The following is an 18372-nucleotide window of genomic DNA, read 5'->3' on the forward strand; positions in this document are numbered from 1 at the left end:
TTCAGAAGGGTGCAAAAGTACTGCCATTTGTTATAAAATGTCAAAATGTCACAGCATTTAATTTAATATTACTTTAAGAGAAAACCTCGGCATAAAGTATATTTTTGCCACTTGAAACAAAAAACCAATAACTATGAAATCAACATTTTTGAAAATTACTTTAATGGCTTTTATTACAGTAGGTGCATTTTCTTGCAAAAACGCTGAAAAAGAAGCTGAAGCTATGACAGAAGTAGCTGCAGAAGCTACAGACATGGCAACTGAATATACAGTAGATACAGCCGCATCACAAATTATGTGGGAAGGTGCAAAACCAACTGGCAAGCACCATGGAACAATAAAACTTTCTTCAGGAACCATCCACCTTAACGAAGGAAAGGCAGAAGCTGGAAACTTTGTGATCGATATGAACTCAATCAACGATGAGGATCTAGAAGGGGAAGACAAGGCTAACCTGGAAGCACACTTAAAAGGTACTGTTGAGGGTAAAGAAGGAGACTTTTTCAATGTAAAAGAATATCCAACAGCAAAATTTGAAATGACAGGTATTGAAAACAATGTGGTTAAAGGAAACTTGACCATTAAAGACAAAACAAATGCCATTGAATTTCCTGCAACCGTAACTATGGAAGGCGACAAAATGTTACTTAAAAGTGAAACTTTTGAAATTGACAGAACAAAGTGGGACGTTAACTACGGTTCAAAATCTATATTCCCAAGCTTAGGCGACAAGTTTATCAATGACACTATGAAAATTACAGTTTCTTTGGTTGCCACAAAAGCGTAATTGAATTATCTTGGGACAGTAAAATCTCAAAAAACAAAAAAGAGAGGCAAATTTGCCTCTCTTTTTTATTTATAGTAAATCCTGAAGCGCATTTTCAAGATTATAAAATTTAAACTTGTAACCCAACTGCTCAATTTTTTGGGAACTGACCAATTGTCCTTCCAAGACTAAAACGGACATTTCACCTAACAAAAGTTTTAGTGCAAAATCCGGAATATTAGGCAGCCAAAGCGGACTGTCCAGTTTTGAGGCAATCATTTTTATCATTTTTTTATTTTGAACAGGGTTTGGAGCTACGGCATTGTATTTTCCTTCCAATTGGTTTTTAAGAAGAAACAGGTAAATTCCGGCAATATCTTGAATATGAATCCAAGATTGCCACTGCTCCCCGCTCCCCAATGGTGCGCCAACGCCAAGTTTAATGGGTTTTACTAACTTTGGAAAAGCACCTTCGTTTTTGTCTAGAACCACTCCAGTGCGCACTTTACTTACTTCCATACCCGAATTTTTGAATTTTGCCGCCGCTGCTTCCCATGCGAGCACAACTTTGGCCAAAAATGTATCGTCCACTTCAGTATCTTCTTCGGTATATAATCTTGTTTTTGAATTTGGATAGATGCTTACACCACTAGCAGTGATAAAATGCACAATGTTGTAATCAATTTTTTGAAGCGTTTCGTACAGTAAGTTTATGGTTTCAACCCTACTCTCCAAAATGATCTTTTTATAATGTTTAGTCCAGCGTTTTGAAATGCTTGCACCAACCAAGTTGATTATTGTTGTAACATCCTCAAAAGCTTTTATATCTATCTCAGCTTTTTTCGGATTCCAATAAAATCCTTTATAATTTTCGGTATTCTCAATTTTCTCTTTGCTGGTTGTGAGGTAATTAACAGCAATTCCATCTCGATGACATTGCCGAACCAATTCACTCCCAATTAGACCTGTAGCCCCTGTTATCAACACTTTCTTCATCATAATATTAAATTTAGAAATTCAAAAGCGAATGGCAAAGGGTGTTAACGGAAGATTGTGAATTGGGCTTCGGTACAAATTTCTATATTGCTTCGCAAATAGAAATCCATTCAGTCATCGTTCATTCAGCATTAATTCATCAATTTTGGATTTGTTATCCTTAGCTTGTAGAAGGATTAAAAATTAAATTTTTGTGGCTCTCAACATTTCTTTTTTTCCAGGTGGGCCGGGAAGGCGTTCTACGAAAAACCCTACTGCTTGCATTGCACGACGAGCATTTCCGTTAGCAGCATAGGTTACCAAGACGCCGTTTGGTTTCAAGGAATTGTACATTCTTTGAAATATTTCTTCAGTCCAAAGTTCAGGTTGAACTCTAATTCCAAAGGCATCAAAATATATAAGATGAAAATTATTTTCAGAATTTATTTCTGAAAATAATTTCTTTTGCTTTGTAAGTCTAAATTTTTCGGAAATATTTTTTTTTTCTTCCCAAGTAACATCGTGAAGCTGTAAAAAAATTTCTTTGGAAGCATTCAAAAGTGAAGTGTAATTAAGTTTTTCAATTTCACTCAAACTTAATGGATAAGCTTCCACTCCGGTATAATCAATTTTGAAATTGCTTTTTTCAGCTTCCAAATAAGTAAGAAACGCGTTCAGACCAGTGCCAAAACCAATTTCCATAATGAAAATTTCAGTAGCAGTATTTTTGGCAGACCAATGATAAAGGCCTTCCTTTATAAAAACGTGAAGTGCTTCCGTTATTGCACCGTGCTTGGAGTGGTATTGTTCGTCCCACTCCGCAATATGCAAGGTATATGAGCCGTCGCCCGTTTTTAATAAAGTTCTTTTCAAAAATTATTGTTTTTCTACTTCGGGAATAAGTACACCGTCTGCTTCAAAAGCAAGCGTGCGTTTTGGTGCTGTGATAGCTGCAATTTCTTCAACAGATTTCCCTCCGTCTTCGGCATAGTGGCGTTGGTCTTCAACGCTCATTTCCTCAACGTATGCTTTTCCGTTTACGATTATTTCTTGTCCGGCAATGTCTTTCGGCATAAAGAAACCATAATCCTTAAACCTCACCATCGCTTCTTGTTCTCCCATTTCAAGGTTCATCCAACAGCCTTTTTTCTGGCAAACATCTTTTACGGTTGCTGTAAATTTCACATTTACGGTATCGCCAGGTTTTAAACTTTTGTATTTATCCATCATTTCGGATTTCGACAAAACGTTCTCATCGGAAATTTTGTCGCCAAAAGTTTGATAGTTTATTGCAATTTCTTCGGCTTCAACCAAAGGTGTTTCTTCAGATTTTTCGTTTTTACAACCTAAAATAGCAAATGATAATGCGAATAAGAACAGAATTTTTTTCATCACAAAAATGTTTAATAATTAATTGATTGATACAATGTTGCAATTTTAATGATTTTTTGAATTTTATATAGGGTAAATTTTGTCTATTTTTACGCAATAAACAATTCTTTTCATGAATACATCAGCCACACAAAAAATTAATGTACAAAAAGTTGAATCTTCCCGAATTGGACAGGTAGATTTTGACAATCTTACCTTTGGAAGCATTTTTAGCGATCACATGTTTGAATGTGATTATAAAGATGGTGCCTGGCAAAATCCAACCATCAAGCCTTATGGGCCACTTACCATTTCGCCTGCGGCAAAGGTATTTCATTATGGACAGGCCGTTTTTGAAGGAATGAAGGCCTATAAAGATGAAAATGGCAAAGTCTGGCTTTTTAGACCTGAACAGAATTTTTTGCGAATCAACAAATCTTCTGTAAGAATGGCGATGCCAGAATTTCCGCGTGATATTTTCTTTGAAGCGTTGATTGAACTTGTAAAACTGGACAAAGATTGGGTTAAACCCGGTCTTGGCAATTCCTTATACATTCGCCCTTTTGTGATGGCAACTCAAGTTGGAGTAGGTGCATCACCATCAACCGAATATAAATTTATGATTTTGTTGTCGCCCGCTCAGGCTTATTACCTAGGCGATGTTAAAGTGGTAATTGCAGACCATTACAGCCGTTCAGCAAACGGTGGCGTAGGTGCTGCAAAAGCTGCTGGAAATTATGGCGCACAATTTTTCCCTACAAATTTGGCACGTGAAAAAGGATTTCAACAAGTAATCTGGACCGATGCTAGTAAGCACGAATATTTGGAAGAAGCAGGAACGATGAATGTGTTTTTTAGAGTAAATGATACTTTACTCACCGCCCCTATTAGCGATAGAATATTGGATGGTGTTACACGTAAAAGTGTAATTGCTCTTGCAAAAAAAGATAACATTACGGTAGAAGAAAGACCTGTTTTGGTTTCAGAAATTGTGGAGGCTGCCGAAAAAGGGAGCCTAAAGGAAATATTTGGGGCTGGTACCGCTGCGGTAATAAGTCCTGTGAGTGCTTTTAGCTATAAAGAAAAAACATTCGAACTTGACAAGCAAGAGGATGGATTTGCCTCACGCTTTAAAAAAGAATTATTAGATATTCAGTATAATCGCAGTGAAGACCCGTTTGGGTGGAGATACGAGGTTAAATAAATTCCAAATAAACAATTAAATTCCAAATTCCAAAGGTTTTGACTTTTTGGAATTTGGAATTTTATTTTTCCAGTATTGATTGAATATTCGGCTTAAAATAATTTGGGCCTTTTAAAACTTTTCCGTCTTCACGGTAAATCGGTTTTCCGTCCTCGTCCAGTTTGCTCATGTTGCTTCGCTGGATTTCGTTGAAAACTTCTTCAATTTTATGCTGCATACCGTGCTCGATTATGGTTCCGCAAAGAATGTAAAGCATGTCGCCAAGAGCGTCGGCAACCTCAACCAAATCATTATCATTGGCGGCTTCAAGGTATTCTTCGTTTTCTTCGCGCATCAATTCATAACGCAACAGGTTTTTCTTTATTCCCAGATTGGCGGTGGGAGTTTCCTTCATTCCAAGACCAAAAGCTTTGTGAAATTCGGAAACTGCGGCTATTTTATTCTTCATATTATAAGTTTAAGGTTGTAAATTTGCTTCGTAAAACTACAAATTTATGTTTACTACTGGCCAATTGGTTTTTGCTATTTTATTTTTTATCGCTTTCATAATTATAATGATTTACAGCTATCGTGGCGATAAAAAACTTCACAAAAAATATTATAAAGGGAGTCTTTGGGTTTTGGTGGGGTTTATTGTTTTCGTCTTTTTTTTAATAGCTATAAAAACATATTTCAAAGATTGATTCTATAAATCTTTTATCAATTTTCTCCTAGATATTCAACATAGATTCATTTTAAAAAACAATCATCTTTTCTTCTTTAAGAAATACTCCTAAATGAGTATTGCTAGGTTTACTTTATAATATTAGTATTGTTCCTCCTAAAATTATTATCAATAAAAGCAGGTAACACAATAACTTTTATAGACACCTAAGTCTATTTTTAAACCTATGTTAATCAACCAAAAAATTAGAATTATGATCGTAAAATCAAAATTATTTCTTCCATTATTAGTTCTTATTGTATCAATCGCTGCCTCTTGTACCAAAGAAGAGGATGACGAAGTTTCGGGTTGTACAGACCCTTTAAGCTATAACTATAATTCCAACGCCGTTTCAGACAATGGTAGCTGTGAATATTATTACGGTGGCCGTGATATGGGCCAAATTGATGTTGGTTCCGTTATAGATTTGAACAATGAATACAACATATACATTGACAATACATATATTGGCAGATTGACATACTTCTTTCCTAATGGTTTAAGCTGTGGAAATCCCAATGCAGTTGGACGTATTTTTAACTCAGGCTCACATTTAATTAGGGCTGAAGGAAATGGTGGAACTGAAATAAGGGAAGGATATGTTGTTTTGGATCCACAAGAATGTTTGGTGGTTTTACTAGAAAACTTACCTATTGTAGCCAACCAGAAAGGAAATGTTAAATTTTGGGTAAACCAAGATTATGGTTGCGGCCCTATAACTGTAAATATGAATGGTGTTGGTTCTAGCACAATTAGCGGTTATTATTTTAGTGGCAATCCAGATTGTATTATAGATGGCGTTGGGGGGAACTTTAATGATCTTACACCAGGAAATTATAATTATTCCGCAAGTTGCCAAGGATATAATTGGAACGGGTCAGTAACAATAACTCAAAATAGTTGCTTTAAACTCCAGTTAACACTTTAAATGTTTTTTAAATAGTTCTTTATAGAAAAAAGCTCTTTGGATATCCAAAGAGCTTTTTTATTTGAATTAAATATATTTTAATTTGTTGCTGGTAAATTGCTGTAATTTTTAGAATAAAACATCATTTGTTCTGCGAACGTTTTTGGTTGTTCTATTGTAAAACTTTCAATCTCATCATTGGCACCCATTTTAGGCACAAGCACTGGATTTACAAATCCACTGTAAGGCGCAGAAGTAAACTGCTTATTGCGCTCCAAAATTTCTTTGTGAAGATTTTGATCCACTTTTACTCCGTAGGTTTCCACTAATTTCTCAACTGCCGCGTAATCGCCTTCGCTTTTAATTCGTTGTGTTTCGCGAAGCAATTGACCGAAAAGCTCGTGCAATTTTTCATAATCGTTTATGTTGTAATAGGTTTTTCCATCGCGGGTAATTTTTTCAATTACATTATCTGCTTTTCCTTTTTCAAAAACCCATGCGGAAACCCATTGGCGGTTACGCATGTGTGCTTCTTCAACATTATCTCCAAGGTTTAGACGAATCAATTGCGTCATCAAACCATTGCGGATATAACCATCATAAGCTGCCATTCCAACTTTTTTCCAATCATCAACCAAGCCAAGTTCCTGTAGTTTTGGGTTGTACAAATAGTAAAGACCCACCAAATCTGCACGACCTTCTTCCAAAGTAGAAGCATAAGTTTTAAGTGTTTCTTTGGTTTCGCCCACACCTGGATTTAATTGCCCTGAAGCGTGACCAATTACTTCGTGAAGTGCGGTGTGAAGTTTATCGGCAAGCTGGCCGTATTTTTCTTCCAATTCTAGTTCTGTAGAATCGTTTACAAATTCTTTCAACCTTCCTGTACTTCCTGCGTTGTTGTATGCTTCAATAATGTTTCCGAGTGAAACAGATTTACTGCCCACTGCCGCACGTATCCAGTTTGCATTTGGAAGGTTTACTCCAATTGGCGTACTTGGAGAAGAATCGCCTGCTTCGCCTGCAACATTCACAACCTTATAGGTTACCCCTACTACACTGTCTTTTTTGTGTTCCTCCATCAAAGGTGAATTATCCTCAAACCATTGGGCGTTTTCAGTAAGGACCGCCATTTTCTCTGACATATCAAAATCATTTATTTGAATTACAGTTTCGTAAGAACCTCTGTAACCTAATGGGTCATTATAAACTTCAATAAAGCTGTTTATATAATCAATATTGCCTTCAGTTGCCCCAGTCCAAGCTACGTTATAGTCATCCCAAGTTTGAAGATCTCCTGTTTTGTAATATTGAATCAAAAGACCAAGTGCATCTCCCTGTGCTTTGTTTTCGGCAACACCTTGTGCTTTTTCAAGCCACTCCACTATCTTGTCAATAGCTGAACCGTATAAACCACCCGATTTATATACAAGTTCCTTAAGCTGGCCGTTCTCTTTTACCAATTTTGAGTTTAAACCGAATGAAAGTGGCTTTTTAGGGTCTGGAGATTTCTTTTTTGAATAGAAGTTTTCCACATCTTTATTTGTAACGTCAGGACCATAAAAGTTTACTGCGCTTTCCAAAACATTATCAACCCCTTTAGCTTGGTTTACTTTTTTAGAATCCTTATCGTTGAAAATTACATCAAAAGCTTCGCCTTCCAAAGTAGTATTGGTATCGGTCAAAAGTTGTTTTAAATAGTCAGAAGAAAAATCCGGCTTCAACTTTTCATTAGAATAATGATGGTGAATACCGTTGCTGAACCAAACTCTTTTCAAGTAAGTTTCAAAATTTTTCCAATCGTCTGTAGTCTTATCACCTTTATAGTTGGTATAAACGTTTTCCAAAGCCTTTCTAATGGTAAGGTTGTAGCGGTAGTTTTGGTCCCACATAATATCTCTTCCAGCCAATCCAGCTTGAGTAAGGTAGTACACCAGTTTTTGTTCCTTTAGGGTAAGTTTTTCCCAACCTGGAATTTGATAACGCAAAACTTTTATGTCGCCAAACGACTCCAAATTATAATCAAAGTCTGCGGATTGTACTGTTTCCACTTGGGCTAAAGGCTTTTCATCTTTGTTTTCTTTGCAGGAAAAAAACAACAAACCGCACATTGCCATTGCAATAAAAAAGGTGTTCTTCATTTTAAAATAATTTTTGATTTCCGCAAATGTACTAAAATATTATTCGCAATATTTAAATCACAAATGCTTGTGAATTCTGAAGAAATTGGTTTTAAGCACTGTCACTGAAATTTCAGTATCTTAGCAGCACCAATCAACACCTCGCTAAAAAATGAAAATAATAAAATACTTACTTTTCCTTATTCTTCTAATAATTATTGGCAGCGCCATTTATTTTGGGACGAAAGAAGGAACTTATGACCTTCATGATTCCATGGTAATTAAAGCGCCGCCAGAAGTTGTTTTCAACAAAGTGAATGATTTTAAAAGCTGGGAAAATTGGGGGCCTTGGAAAAAAGAAGACTCCACAATGACTTTTACGTATGCCGAAAAAACTTCAGGCGAGGGTGCTTCCTATTCATGGGATGGCCAAATGAGTGGGTCCATGACTACGACAAAAGTAATTCCCAATAAAGAAATTGAGCAAGATTTAACGCTAAATACGCCTGCAGGAAAACGAAATCCAAAAGTATATTGGAATTTTGAAGAAGTGGACGGCGGAACCAAAGTAACTTGGGGAATGAAAGGTGAACACACCTTAATTGACAAAGCTTATTACTCATTTAGTGGTTTCGATTTTGATGCATCCATGCACAAAATGAACAAAGAAGGATTGGAAGGAATTGCTCTAGAAGTGGCAGAAGACATGAAACAGTATTCCATAAATGTGGATGGTATTACCCAATACGGCGGTGGATATTATATGTACACCACTTCCGTTGCAAAACAAAGTGAGCTTGATGAAAAAACAGAACCGATGATGAACCTGGTTATGGAATTCATTACAAAGAACAATCTAAATATGGCAGGTAAGCCTTTTACAATTTACAATGAAATAGACAATGCAAACAATACAGTTATCTTTTCCACAGGGATTCCTGTGAAAGAAAAAGTGATCACGCCTGAAGGAAGTCCCGTTGTTTGCGGATTTATGGAGCCTGTTTCTGCAGTGAAAGTTTCACTTAAAGGAAATTACAAACATCTATCCGAAGCATATACCAAGGGAAGACAATACATAGAAAAGAACAGCCTTCAAATAGATCCGGCAGGCAAAATGTTTGAAGTTTATATGACCAATCCTAAAGAAACTCCCAATCCGGCCAATTGGTTGACAGAGGTTTACATTCCAATAATTACCACCCCCGAACCTTTAGAAGAAGGATTATAAATGAAACAGTTGGCATTGGTTTTTATTGGCGGTGGTTTGGGAAGCACGTTGCGTTATGGACTTTCCAAATATTTGGACAGTTTTGAAACGGGAATACCCTACGGTACTTTTGCAGCCAACATTATAGGTAGTTTGTTAATTGGAATAATTCTAGGACTTGCTTTAAAAAACGAAACACTTTCCCAAAATACGGTCTTGTTTTTGGCCACGGGATTTTGTGGTGGGTTTACTACTTTTTCCACCTTTGCTTATGAGAACCACGTCTTTCTGAAAAGTGGTGATTTCATGTCGTTCGCGCTTTATACCATTGCAAGTTTTGTAGTTGGTTTTGCAATGGTTTTTCTAGGAATGTGGTTAGTGAAGTTATTTTAATGCTTTCCAAAAGCCTTTACCCCTGCTTCAATTCTAATTAAAAGGTCGTTTTCCTTTGGTGGAATAGGGCAAGAATACCTTGCACTATATGCACAGTATGGATTATAAGCTTTGTTAAAATCTATAACTATTGTATCTCCTTCTGGAATTCGTTGGTCCAAAAATCTTCCACCACCATAAGAGCCATCGCCACTGGTTAAATCTGTAAAAGGTAGAAAGAGATAATCTTCATAGCCTGGCTTATCGTAAGGTTGGGTGCTTTTAAAAATATTCAAGACAAAATCTTTTCCGTCTATTGAGAAATGTGCCTCACCATACTTTACATATTCTGGAGTGCGCGAAGTGGTTGTTGGCATCAAAAACGGTTTTTCATCTGGGGTGCGAACAAGCTTAGCATTAACAATAAATTTTTCATCGATTGGATAGAATTCCAAACCGTGAAAATTTTTAAAATCCTCTGGATCTAAAATAGTCGTTTCGGGGTTGCTGAACTCTTCATTCAGTTCTATTTGAGCTGCTTCGGTTTTAGAAATAATAGCTTCATCCTGTGCAGAAATCACATTGCAGAGCATAAAAAAGGAAAGTAGTAATAAATACTTCATATAAAGTTTTCAGTAAAAATAGAAAAGAATTTCAAACTTCATATTTATTTCTATTTTTGGTTAAAATAAAATTCTATGAAATTCAAATACCTACTATTGATTGTTTTTATTGCCTTAGGAACACAACTTCTATCTGCCCAGCATATTAAGTTGGATAAAAAAGAAATGGCATTTTTAGCATCTCAGAAAAAAATAAATGTAGTTTTCACTTATGAAAGTGTTCTTTTTAATGCTGATAGTCTTACTGAAACAGGATTTGTAAATTACATAAAAGGAAAAATAGAAAGCAAACTTAATGCGGAAGAAGCTTTGGATTGGGAAAAGAGGTATTTCAATGCCAAAGATTCCATTTATCCTAAAATTTTTGCCACAGCTTTAAATAACCGTATTAAAGATTATGATTATCCCATAGAATTTGTTGTAGATGACAATTCAACATATTACACGATGAAAGTACAAACTGATTGGATGTATTTTGGCTATGACGTGGGAATAGCAAAACAACCTGCAAAAGCCAACTTAAAAGTTACATTTTATGAAACTTCAAACCCTGAAAATATTGTTTCTAAAATTGATATAGACAGAGCTGAAGGTTTCAATGTTATAGGAAACTTATCTTTTAACACAGAGGTCCCATTAGGAACTAGTGGTATATCGTCAACAAATTGGCTTCAAGAATTTTTAAAAGCAAATGAAGATTATCCAAAACCAAGCCTTATTAGAATGGGAAATATGTATGACAAAGCAGCGGTTAGATTTGGCATGACATTAAAAAGAGTTTTGGATTAGTATTGAAAAAATAATTTAGGACAATAAATATTTTCACTACATTTGATTTTTAAAATAAACAAAAAATGAAAAATAGAACATACAACTGTCAACCAACCCAGGTCATTTCTGGAAAGAAATGTCGGCGATGTATGTATTGATTATATAGCAATAAGTTAATTCAATAATAAAACGTCCCGGCATCAACCGGGACGTTTTAATTTTATATCGCCAACCAATAATGAAAAAAATATACACCAACTACTTAGCAAATTTTCGGGGACTTTCCCGAGAGATTTGGCTATTGTCCTTGGTGACCTTTATAAACCGGGCTGGGGCAATGGTAATTCCATTTTTATCATTATACCTTATAAATGTTGAAGGATTCACGTTGCCACAAGTAGGCTGGATAATGTCCTGTTTTGGTCTCGGCTCTTTGGTTGGAACATTTATTGGCGGAAAGTTGACTGATAGTATTGGCTTTTATAAGGTTATACTTGCAAGTTTATTTTTGGGGGGAGTTGGTTTTATTTTGCTTCAGTTTATAGACTCCTTTTATGGTTTTTGCATTGGTATTTTTGTTTTAACAATGATGGCAGACGCTGGTCGTCCTGCAATATTTGTTGCTGCAGACACTTACAGCCGACCTGGAAATACAACTCGAAGCATCACACTGATTCGGCTCGCCATTAATTTAGGTTTTTCAATAGGACCTTTAATTGGAGGGTTGATTATTGCGCATATAAATTACACTTCGCTTTTTTGGATTGATGGTTTAACCTGTATGCTTGCATCTTTAAGTGTTTTTATTCTTTTAAAACCGAAAAAACAAAGAGAAACTACTACTGAAAAAATCGTTGCTGTTAAAGAAGGAGTTCCGCCATACGTGAACAAACTTTTTATATTGTTTTTCATCATCATGGTAGCAAACAGTTTGGCTTTTGTTCAATACTTTTCAGTGATGCCCGTATATTATGAAAAAGCGCATTTCCTTTCTGAAGATATTATTGGCTGGCTTTTATTTATAAATGGTGCTACCATAGTAATTTTTGAAATGCCATTGATAGCATGGTTGGACCGAAAGAAAATTTCAAAGACTATGGCCACATTTTGGGGGATTTTCTTTTTGGGACTCAGCTTCTTGGTGTTGAATTTTACAAGTTGGAGTGGGGTTCTGGTTATTGGAATGCTTTTAATGACTTTGGGAGAAATGATTGGCTTCCCTTTTTCAAACGCGCTTGCTCTAGAAATGGCTCCCAAGGGAAGAAAAGGAAGCTATATGGCATTATATAGTATGAGTTTCAGCTTTGCCCATTTAATTGGGCACAACGGCGGTATGAATATGGTGAGCAGTTATGGCTACTTCAACACATGGATTGTTTACGCTATATTTCTGCTTCTTATTGCTGCTTTGACTATTTGGCTATATTTCTTATTGAAAAAATCAGAAACCAAAAATATTTGATCTAACGCTTCAGTTCTGATTTTTTTTTGGCATTTCGTTGTTTGCGACTAATAATAACGGCATCTAAACATGAAATCATAAGTCCAATTCCTGCAAAAAGACAGATGAGCCTTACTACGGTTGCTCCGGGATATTCCAAGCCCGTAAAACCCAATAATGCTGAAAGAATCGTTACAATTAAAAAGTGGATTGTGTAATTTTTCATGGCTGGTTAATTTTAGATAAAATTTCTTTTTAAAAATACTTCTAAAGAACAATGGTTTATCTTAAAAAGAAACCAATTACCACATTTTTAACACTGATAAAGTTATGTCAAGGGTTTCAAAGTATTGTTTTTCACCACGTGTGAAAGAACAATCTGTGTTTTTGTTTCGCCATAAACAATAAGCTGGTCGATGAAGGCTTCCAAATGTTTCTGATTTTTTAACACCACTTCCATCACTATGTTTTCGTTGCCGGTAATACGGTAGCAGTTTAAGACCTCATCATACGTTTTTACAATTTCAAGAAAAGGTTTCAACTTGCCCATAAAAGCACGAAGTGTAATTATAGCCTTAAATTGATACCCAGCTTCAAAAGGCGAAACAACCGTAAAGTAACCGTTGATAACCCCAGAATCTTCCATTTTTTTTATCCGTTCCGAAACTGCAGGTGAGCTGATCCCCACTTGCCTCCCTATTTCTGTATTAGGCTGACGGGCATTTTTTTGAAGACAATTCAGAATTTTCCAATTTAAGGAATCTATACTCATATTAAAGTTTTAATTAAAATTAAGGCATTATTTAAAGCAAATATATCAATTTACTTTAAAATCGATTGTGAAAAGCCATTGCTTCTGATTAAATTTGGTATGCTAAAAAAAAGAAAAATGTCGTCCCATTCATTTGGAAAAAATCCACATTCCGCTATTTATATAAAATCCTTGGAAATATTCTCTTTGACCAGAAATATTGCAAGCTATCTGAGCCATGATCTTTCTTACCTTCAAAGAAATGGAAAGGAAGACCCAAATATTTATTTCACTGGTGATATAGTGCAACAATCGGTTTCATTGGGTCCGCAAATACTCAAAGCAGAAAACCAGCTTTTTTCTGAGGAGAAGCATAAATATGTTGCTTCAGTAATGCGTCTTTCAAATTTGCTCTATAAAAATTGTGAACGTTTGGAAAGAGTCAATAGCAATGGGAAGGATTTTTTACCCTTGCTTCGCAAGGAGCTAAAAAAATTCAGAAAACTTCAGCATACATGGGGGCTGACTCTTTAATTTTGAATCCATTATCTTCTTTTATAAAATTCAATTGCACATTTGTAAAGCAACATAGCAATAAAAATGCTCGAAGAAAACAATTATAGCTTTCAAAAATTAGCGCAATAAACGCGGATCAAAATCCATTTTACCAATCTTAATAATTTTTAACTTCTCAAAGTCCATATGTGAAGGGTTTATTAAGATATTATTTTCTTGATACATTACGGCTGAAGGCACGCTCATTGCCAAACTGTCTTTCTTTTTAAGCCAATTAGAACCCAGCATTTGCAATTGGTTCACCGCTGCTTCAGTACTCCATTTAGGCTCAATAAAATCTATTGATTGAATTTTTTTAATGGTTGAATCGGGAATCTCAACTTCCAAAAAGGAATAATCTAAGGGAAGCGCTGCATAGTCCACATGCACGATAATTTCCAACAAACTTAGAGAAAGATTTTGCGAAAAATACAACATACCATCACCAACTTTGTTCCACCTTCCGCCAAATAGCCTGGCTCCTTCACCAGACAAATCATTAATAAACTGTGTTTTTGTAATTCGGTAAATACGCACAACTAAGAAGGGATTCCGTGAGCAATACGGCCAATTATATTTTTAACATACTGAATGCCAAATCTTGTGTCTAAAAAATCTAATGGCTTTTGACCATTAAAAATATACGGTGTAGAATGTAGCCAATTTCTAAAATTATCAAGCGTATCAAAAACCTCAATCCCTTTTGAAACGACATCTGCAATCTCAAAAATCTGCTCTGTGTTTGAAACTGTTAAAAGATCATCATCTGCCTTACGCTGTAATGTACGATGCGAAACATGTAAAAGATCACTCAATCTATCCATTGATATAGCCAACACTTCACAAATAGAATAAACTACACTTTTAGGCAAACCTCTTCTGGTTATAGTAATAAGGTCTATATCACTATTTACTACTTGACCAACTTGGCTTATACCCCCAAGCACCCCAACAATTCTATCAAAAGGATTATCAATCAAATAAAAAACCTCTGGTTCTTTAGTTAAATTTACATCGGTATGGGTTTTATCTTTTTTCATGGTCACGACATTTGACGCAAATATATGTATTTTTGTCGCGTAAAAGATAATTTTAACGTTCTTTTTACATATTTCTTCTATATTGCCCCCCTACTTCAAATAGGGCCTCGGTTATCTGCCCTAAAGAGCAAACTTTAGTGACCTCCATAAGCTCCTCAAATAAGTTTTCATTATGAATGGCCGCGGCTTTTATTTTTTCAATTGAAGAAACTGCCCTATCACTAAACATCTTATGCAGATTTTGAAGCGTTTGGATCTGAACCTGCTTTTCTTCTTCAGTAGCACGAATTACTTCTGCGGGAAGAACTGTTGGCGACCCCTTGCTGCTTAAAAAAGTATTTACCCCAATAATTGGAAAATCCCCATTGTGTTTTAAGGTTTCATAATAAAGACTCTCTTCTTGTATTTTGCTGCGTTGATACATTGTTTCCATCGCTCCCAAAACTCCTCCGCGTTCCGTAATACTATCGAACTCCTTTAGAACCGCTTCTTCCACAAGATCAGTCAATTCCTCAATAATAAACGAACCTTGAATTGGATTTTCATTTTTCGCGAGTCCCAGCTCTTTATTTATAATTAATTGAATTGCCATCGCGCGGCGCACGCTTTCTTCCGTTGGAGTAGTAATTGCTTCATCGTAAGCATTGGTATGTAAAGAATTACAATTGTCATAAATAGCATACAATGCCTGAAGCGTAGTACGAATATCATTGAAATCAATCTCCTGTGCATGCAAGGAACGTCCAGAAGTTTGAATATGATATTTCAACATTTGCGCTCTAGGGTTGGCACCATATTTTTCCTTCAAAGCCTTCGCCCAGATTTTTCTGGCCACACGACCAATAACAGCATATTCTGGATCTATACCATTGCTGAAGAAAAAAGAAAGATTGGGACCAAACTCATTGATGTCCATTCCACGGCTCAAGTAATATTCCACATACGTGAAGCCGTTTGCAAGTGTAAACGCTAATTGGGTAATCGGGTTTGCCCCAGCCTCTGCAATGTGGTACCCGCTGATTGAAACCGAATAAAAGTTTCTAACTTTTTTTTCGATAAAATATTCCTGCACATCGCCCATCAATCGCAGAGCAAATTCTGTTGAAAATATGCAAGTATTCTGCGCTTGGTCTTCTTTTAAGATATCTGCTTGAACCGTGCCGCGAACCTGCTGTAGTGTTTCGTATTTAATTTTATTATAAACATCAGCACCCAAAACTTGATCGCCGGTAACCCCAAGCAGCATCAATCCCAATCCGTTGTTGCTCTCGGGCAATTCTCCGTGATATTTTGGGCGTTCAATTCCTTTTTCCTTGTAAATTTTGTTGATTTTCTTTTCAACCTCACTTCCAAGCCCGTTTTCGTTTATATATTTTTCGCAATTTTGGTCGATGGCCGCGTTCATAAAGAAACCTAGCAACATAGGCGCAGGACCATTGATTGTCATACTTACAGAGGTCATTGGATGGCTCAACTCAAAACCGGAATAAAGCTTTTTGGCATCGTCCAAACAACAAATGGAAACTCCTGCATTTCCAATTTTTCCATAAATATCGGGCCGAAGGTCTGGATCGTTTCCATACAATGTAACACTGTCAAAAGCAGTGGAAAGTCGTTTAGCGGGCAAGCCCATGCTCACATAATGAAAACGACGGTTGGTACGCTCAGGACCACCCTCGCCAGCAAACATACGGGCTGGATCTTCTCCGGTTCTTTTGAAAGGATAAAGACCAGAAGTATATGGAAATTCCCCTGGAACATTTTCCTGCAATATCCAATTCAAAATATCGCCCCAAGCTTGATATTTTGGCAATGAAACTTTTGGTATTTGGGTATGCGAAAGAGATTCAGTATGTGTATCAATATTTATTTCTTTCCCTCGAACTTTAAAACTATATATTGGGTTTTTGTACTTATTCACTTTGGTATTCCAACTTGTAATTACTTCCCAGTTGTAAGGATCCAAGTTTAACTTTTCGCGATCAAATTCAGCAAGTAACAATTTCAATAAATCTTTGTTTTTTTCTATACCGACAATCGATTCTGAAACAATTCCAATTTTATCAATTTCAGGTTTTTTCCCTGAAATGGATTCCATTGTTTTAAAAATTCCGTAAAGTTTTTGGGCAACCTCGGCCTGTTCGGAAGCTTTTTTATCATAAGCTCTATTGTTTTCCGAAATTTCTGAAAGATACCGTATGCGTGAAGGTGGAATTACAAAAACCTTTTCCTCCATTTCTTCGGGAAAGTGTAGGTCGCTCTTAAGATCTGCATTGGTTTTTTCAACAATTTTTTCTATCACAGCTTTGTAGAGTGTATTCATTCCTGGATCGTTGAATTGAGAAGCAATAGTACCATACACAGGCAATTCGTCTTGCGGCGCGTCCCAAAGAAGGTGATTGCGCACATATTGTTTTTTCACATCGCGCAGTGCATCCAATGATCCGCGTTTATCAAATTTGTTGATTGCCACCAGATCGGCAAAATCAAGCATGTCAATTTTTTCAAGTTGGGTTGCAGCACCAAATTCAGGAGTCATTACGTAAAGCGAAACATCACTGTGCTCTATAATTTCGGTATCGCTTTGTCCAATACCAGAAGTTTCAAGAATAATTAAATCATATTCCGCAGCTTTCAAAACCTGAATTGCTTCCGACACATATTTAGAAAGTGCAAGATTGCTCTGGCGTGTTGCCAAACTGCGCATATAAACTCTTGGCGAATTGATAGCGTTCATTCTAATACGGTCGCCCAGCAAAGCCCCTCCCGTTTTTCTTTTGGAAGGATCAACGGAAACAATACCAATAGTTTTATCTGGAAAATCAACTAAAAATCTACGAACCAATTCATCTACAAGTGAAGATTTTCCCGCCCCACCCGTTCCGGTAATTCCCAAAACAGGCGTCGTATTTTTTTTATTTTTAATGTGAATTTTATCAAGGGTTTCCTTTGCAACCTCAGGGAAGTTTTCAGCGGAAGAAATAATTCGCGCAATAGCTCCAATTTCCTTTTTTGGAAGCTTTTCAAGTTCCCCATTTAATATATCGCCAATGGCAAAATCAGATTGTTCCACCAAATCGTTTATCATTCCTTGAAGTCCAAGCTCTCTTCCGTCATCTGGTGTATAAATACGTGTAATGCCATAATCCATCAAATCTTTTATTTCTGAAGGAAGAATTACGCCGCCGCCGCCGCCAAATATTTTAATGTGGCCAGCATTTTTTTCCTGCAACAAATCATACATATATTTAAAATACTCATTGTGTCCTCCTTGATAAGAAGTCATGGCAATAGCATTAGCATCTTCTTGAATTGCGGTGTTTACAACTTCTTCCACACTGCGGTCGTGACCCAAGTGAATCACCTCAACCCCTGTGGATTGTATAATACGCCGCATTATATTGATGGCCGCGTCATGACCATCAAAAAGTGAGGCAGCGGTAACAATGCGAACTTTATGTTTTGGTTTATAAGGATTTATCTGATGCATAGTTTGTTCTACTTATATTTATGAAATGCAAATTTAGTTAAAACGTAACGAACATAACGCTTTAGGCCAATAATGATAT

19 protein-coding genes are annotated in these 18372 nt (G+C 36.2%); 8 read left to right on the forward strand and 11 right to left on the reverse strand.

The annotated features are described in order from the left end of the window. Positions 1 to 133: 133 nt before the first annotated feature. Positions 134 to 787, forward strand: a complete 654-nt coding sequence (locus tag ESU54_RS12245) for a YceI family protein (RefSeq protein ID WP_235004594.1) — start codon at positions 134 to 136, stop codon at positions 785 to 787. Positions 788 to 856: 69 nt separating this feature from the next. On the opposite strand, the gene ESU54_RS12250 is transcribed toward ESU54_RS12245, so the two are convergent. The 3 genes from ESU54_RS12250 to ESU54_RS12260 all read right to left on the reverse strand — a co-directional run bounded on the left by ESU54_RS12250 (position 857) and on the right by ESU54_RS12260 (position 3133). Beyond that, on the reverse strand, positions 857 to 1765 hold the full coding sequence (locus ESU54_RS12250) for a TIGR01777 family oxidoreductase (protein WP_111844929.1): 909 nt from the start codon (positions 1763 to 1765) through the stop codon (positions 857 to 859). Between the two features lie 180 nt (positions 1766 to 1945). After that, the gene (gene mnmD / locus ESU54_RS12255) at positions 1946 to 2614 is read right to left on the reverse strand and encodes a tRNA (5-methylaminomethyl-2-thiouridine)(34)-methyltransferase MnmD (RefSeq protein ID WP_111844928.1); all 669 of its coding nucleotides are present in this window, start codon (positions 2612 to 2614) and stop codon (positions 1946 to 1948) included. A gap of 3 nt (positions 2615 to 2617) precedes the next feature. Beyond that, on the reverse strand, positions 2618 to 3133 hold the full coding sequence (locus tag ESU54_RS12260; RefSeq protein WP_111844927.1) for a DUF4920 domain-containing protein: 516 nt from the start codon (positions 3131 to 3133) through the stop codon (positions 2618 to 2620). Positions 3134 to 3245: 112 nt separating this feature from the next. Between ESU54_RS12260 and ESU54_RS12265 the strand changes: the two genes are divergently transcribed. Beyond that, positions 3246 to 4316, forward strand: coding sequence for a branched-chain amino acid aminotransferase (locus ESU54_RS12265; RefSeq protein ID WP_111844926.1), 1071 nt, complete (start codon positions 3246 to 3248; stop codon positions 4314 to 4316). 61 nt (positions 4317 to 4377) lie between these two features. On the opposite strand, the gene ESU54_RS12270 is transcribed toward ESU54_RS12265, so the two are convergent. Beyond that, the gene (locus ESU54_RS12270) at positions 4378 to 4764 is read right to left on the reverse strand and encodes a pyrophosphohydrolase domain-containing protein (RefSeq protein WP_111844925.1); all 387 of its coding nucleotides are present in this window, start codon (positions 4762 to 4764) and stop codon (positions 4378 to 4380) included. A 469-nt stretch (positions 4765 to 5233) separates the two neighbouring features. Between ESU54_RS12270 and ESU54_RS12280 the strand changes: the two genes are divergently transcribed. Beyond that, the gene (locus tag ESU54_RS12280; protein WP_146744047.1) at positions 5234 to 5947 is read left to right on the forward strand and encodes a hypothetical protein; all 714 of its coding nucleotides are present in this window, start codon (positions 5234 to 5236) and stop codon (positions 5945 to 5947) included. Positions 5948 to 6024: 77 nt separating this feature from the next. On the opposite strand, the gene ESU54_RS12285 is transcribed toward ESU54_RS12280, so the two are convergent. Next, positions 6025 to 8064, reverse strand: coding sequence for a dipeptidyl-peptidase 3 family protein (locus ESU54_RS12285; RefSeq protein ID WP_111845715.1), 2040 nt, complete (start codon positions 8062 to 8064; stop codon positions 6025 to 6027). A gap of 151 nt (positions 8065 to 8215) precedes the next feature. On the opposite strand from ESU54_RS12285, the gene ESU54_RS12290 reads away from it, so the two are divergent. Both ESU54_RS12290 and crcB read left to right on the forward strand, forming a co-directional pair. Next, positions 8216 to 9271, forward strand: a complete 1056-nt coding sequence (locus ESU54_RS12290) for an SRPBCC family protein (RefSeq protein ID WP_111845716.1) — start codon at positions 8216 to 8218, stop codon at positions 9269 to 9271. Further along, a complete protein-coding gene (crcB, locus tag ESU54_RS12295; protein ID WP_111845717.1) occupies positions 9272 to 9643 on the forward strand; it encodes a fluoride efflux transporter CrcB in 372 nt (123 codons plus the stop codon). It begins immediately after the preceding gene. On the opposite strand, the gene ESU54_RS12300 is transcribed toward crcB, so the two are convergent. Next, complete coding sequence (locus ESU54_RS12300) at positions 9640 to 10245, reverse strand: DUF1684 domain-containing protein (RefSeq protein ID WP_111845718.1); 606 nt, start codon at positions 10243 to 10245, stop codon at positions 9640 to 9642. The genes crcB and ESU54_RS12300 overlap by 4 nt on opposite strands. A 75-nt stretch (positions 10246 to 10320) precedes the next feature. Between ESU54_RS12300 and ESU54_RS12305 the strand changes: the two genes are divergently transcribed. Beyond that, entirely contained in the window at positions 10321 to 11034 is a 714-nt protein-coding gene (locus ESU54_RS12305) for a hypothetical protein (protein ID WP_111845719.1), read from the forward strand. Between the two features lie 220 nt (positions 11035 to 11254). Then, positions 11255 to 12478, forward strand: a complete 1224-nt coding sequence (locus ESU54_RS12310; protein ID WP_111845720.1) for an MDR family MFS transporter — start codon at positions 11255 to 11257, stop codon at positions 12476 to 12478. Position 12479: 1 nt separating this feature from the next. On the opposite strand, the gene ESU54_RS12315 is transcribed toward ESU54_RS12310, so the two are convergent. Beyond that, the gene (locus ESU54_RS12315) at positions 12480 to 12683 is read right to left on the reverse strand and encodes a DUF1328 domain-containing protein (RefSeq protein WP_111845721.1); all 204 of its coding nucleotides are present in this window, start codon (positions 12681 to 12683) and stop codon (positions 12480 to 12482) included. Positions 12684 to 12785: 102 nt separating this feature from the next. Beyond that, positions 12786 to 13229, reverse strand: a complete 444-nt coding sequence (locus ESU54_RS12320; protein WP_111845722.1) for an Lrp/AsnC family transcriptional regulator — start codon at positions 13227 to 13229, stop codon at positions 12786 to 12788. A gap of 117 nt (positions 13230 to 13346) precedes the next feature. Between ESU54_RS12320 and ESU54_RS12325 the strand changes: the two genes are divergently transcribed. Then, positions 13347 to 13742: a hypothetical protein gene (locus ESU54_RS12325; protein WP_111845757.1), complete on the forward strand. Its 396-nt coding sequence runs from the start codon at positions 13347 to 13349 to the stop codon at positions 13740 to 13742. Positions 13743 to 13841: 99 nt separating this feature from the next. Here ESU54_RS12325 and ESU54_RS12330 read toward each other — a convergent pair whose 3' ends face one another. From ESU54_RS12330 to ESU54_RS12340, 3 genes are all read right to left on the reverse strand, one after another. Then, positions 13842 to 14300, reverse strand: coding sequence for an RES family NAD+ phosphorylase (locus ESU54_RS12330; protein ID WP_111845723.1), 459 nt, complete (start codon positions 14298 to 14300; stop codon positions 13842 to 13844). A gap of 2 nt (positions 14301 to 14302) precedes the next feature. Then, entirely contained in the window at positions 14303 to 14803 is a 501-nt protein-coding gene (parS, locus tag ESU54_RS12335; RefSeq protein ID WP_111845724.1) for a type II RES/Xre toxin-antitoxin system antitoxin, read from the reverse strand. Positions 14804 to 14867: 64 nt separating this feature from the next. Next, positions 14868 to 18293 (reverse strand): methylmalonyl-CoA mutase family protein, encoded by a 3426-nt coding sequence (locus tag ESU54_RS12340; RefSeq protein WP_111845725.1) that lies wholly within the window; start codon positions 18291 to 18293, stop codon positions 14868 to 14870. Positions 18294 to 18372: the final 79 nt, after the last annotated feature.

It is taken from the genome of Aequorivita antarctica (assembly GCF_007997155.1).
Lineage (GTDB): Bacteria > Bacteroidota > Bacteroidia > Flavobacteriales > Flavobacteriaceae > Aequorivita > Aequorivita antarctica.

What these genes read in the sequence shown, in the direction of transcription:
- ESU54_RS12245 (WP_235004594.1), top strand. Translation starts at nt 134, where the DNA reads ATGAAATCAACATTTTTGAAAATTACTTTAATGGCTTTTATTACAGTA.
- ESU54_RS12250 (WP_111844929.1), bottom strand. Translation starts at nt 1,765, where the DNA reads ATGATGAAGAAAGTGTTGATAACAGGGGCTACAGGTCTAATTGGGAGT.
- ESU54_RS12260 (WP_111844927.1), bottom strand. Translation starts at nt 3,133, where the DNA reads ATGAAAAAAATTCTGTTCTTATTCGCATTATCATTTGCTATTTTAGGT.
- ESU54_RS12265 (WP_111844926.1), top strand. Translation starts at nt 3,246, where the DNA reads ATGAATACATCAGCCACACAAAAAATTAATGTACAAAAAGTTGAATCT.
- ESU54_RS12270 (WP_111844925.1), bottom strand. Translation starts at nt 4,764, where the DNA reads ATGAAGAATAAAATAGCCGCAGTTTCCGAATTTCACAAAGCTTTTGGT.
- ESU54_RS12280 (WP_146744047.1), top strand. Translation starts at nt 5,234, where the DNA reads ATGATCGTAAAATCAAAATTATTTCTTCCATTATTAGTTCTTATTGTA.
- ESU54_RS12285 (WP_111845715.1), bottom strand. Translation starts at nt 8,064, where the DNA reads ATGAAGAACACCTTTTTTATTGCAATGGCAATGTGCGGTTTGTTGTTT.
- ESU54_RS12290 (WP_111845716.1), top strand. Translation starts at nt 8,216, where the DNA reads ATGAAAATAATAAAATACTTACTTTTCCTTATTCTTCTAATAATTATT.
- crcB (WP_111845717.1), top strand. Translation starts at nt 9,272, where the DNA reads ATGAAACAGTTGGCATTGGTTTTTATTGGCGGTGGTTTGGGAAGCACG.
- ESU54_RS12300 (WP_111845718.1), bottom strand. Translation starts at nt 10,245, where the DNA reads ATGAAGTATTTATTACTACTTTCCTTTTTTATGCTCTGCAATGTGATT.
- ESU54_RS12305 (WP_111845719.1), top strand. Translation starts at nt 10,321, where the DNA reads ATGAAATTCAAATACCTACTATTGATTGTTTTTATTGCCTTAGGAACA.
- ESU54_RS12310 (WP_111845720.1), top strand. Translation starts at nt 11,255, where the DNA reads ATGAAAAAAATATACACCAACTACTTAGCAAATTTTCGGGGACTTTCC.
- ESU54_RS12315 (WP_111845721.1), bottom strand. Translation starts at nt 12,683, where the DNA reads ATGAAAAATTACACAATCCACTTTTTAATTGTAACGATTCTTTCAGCA.
- ESU54_RS12320 (WP_111845722.1), bottom strand. Translation starts at nt 13,229, where the DNA reads ATGAGTATAGATTCCTTAAATTGGAAAATTCTGAATTGTCTTCAAAAA.
- ESU54_RS12325 (WP_111845757.1), top strand. Translation starts at nt 13,347, where the DNA reads ATGTCGTCCCATTCATTTGGAAAAAATCCACATTCCGCTATTTATATA.
- parS (WP_111845724.1), bottom strand. Translation starts at nt 14,803, where the DNA reads ATGAAAAAAGATAAAACCCATACCGATGTAAATTTAACTAAAGAACCA.
- ESU54_RS12340 (WP_111845725.1), bottom strand. Translation starts at nt 18,293, where the DNA reads ATGCATCAGATAAATCCTTATAAACCAAAACATAAAGTTCGCATTGTT.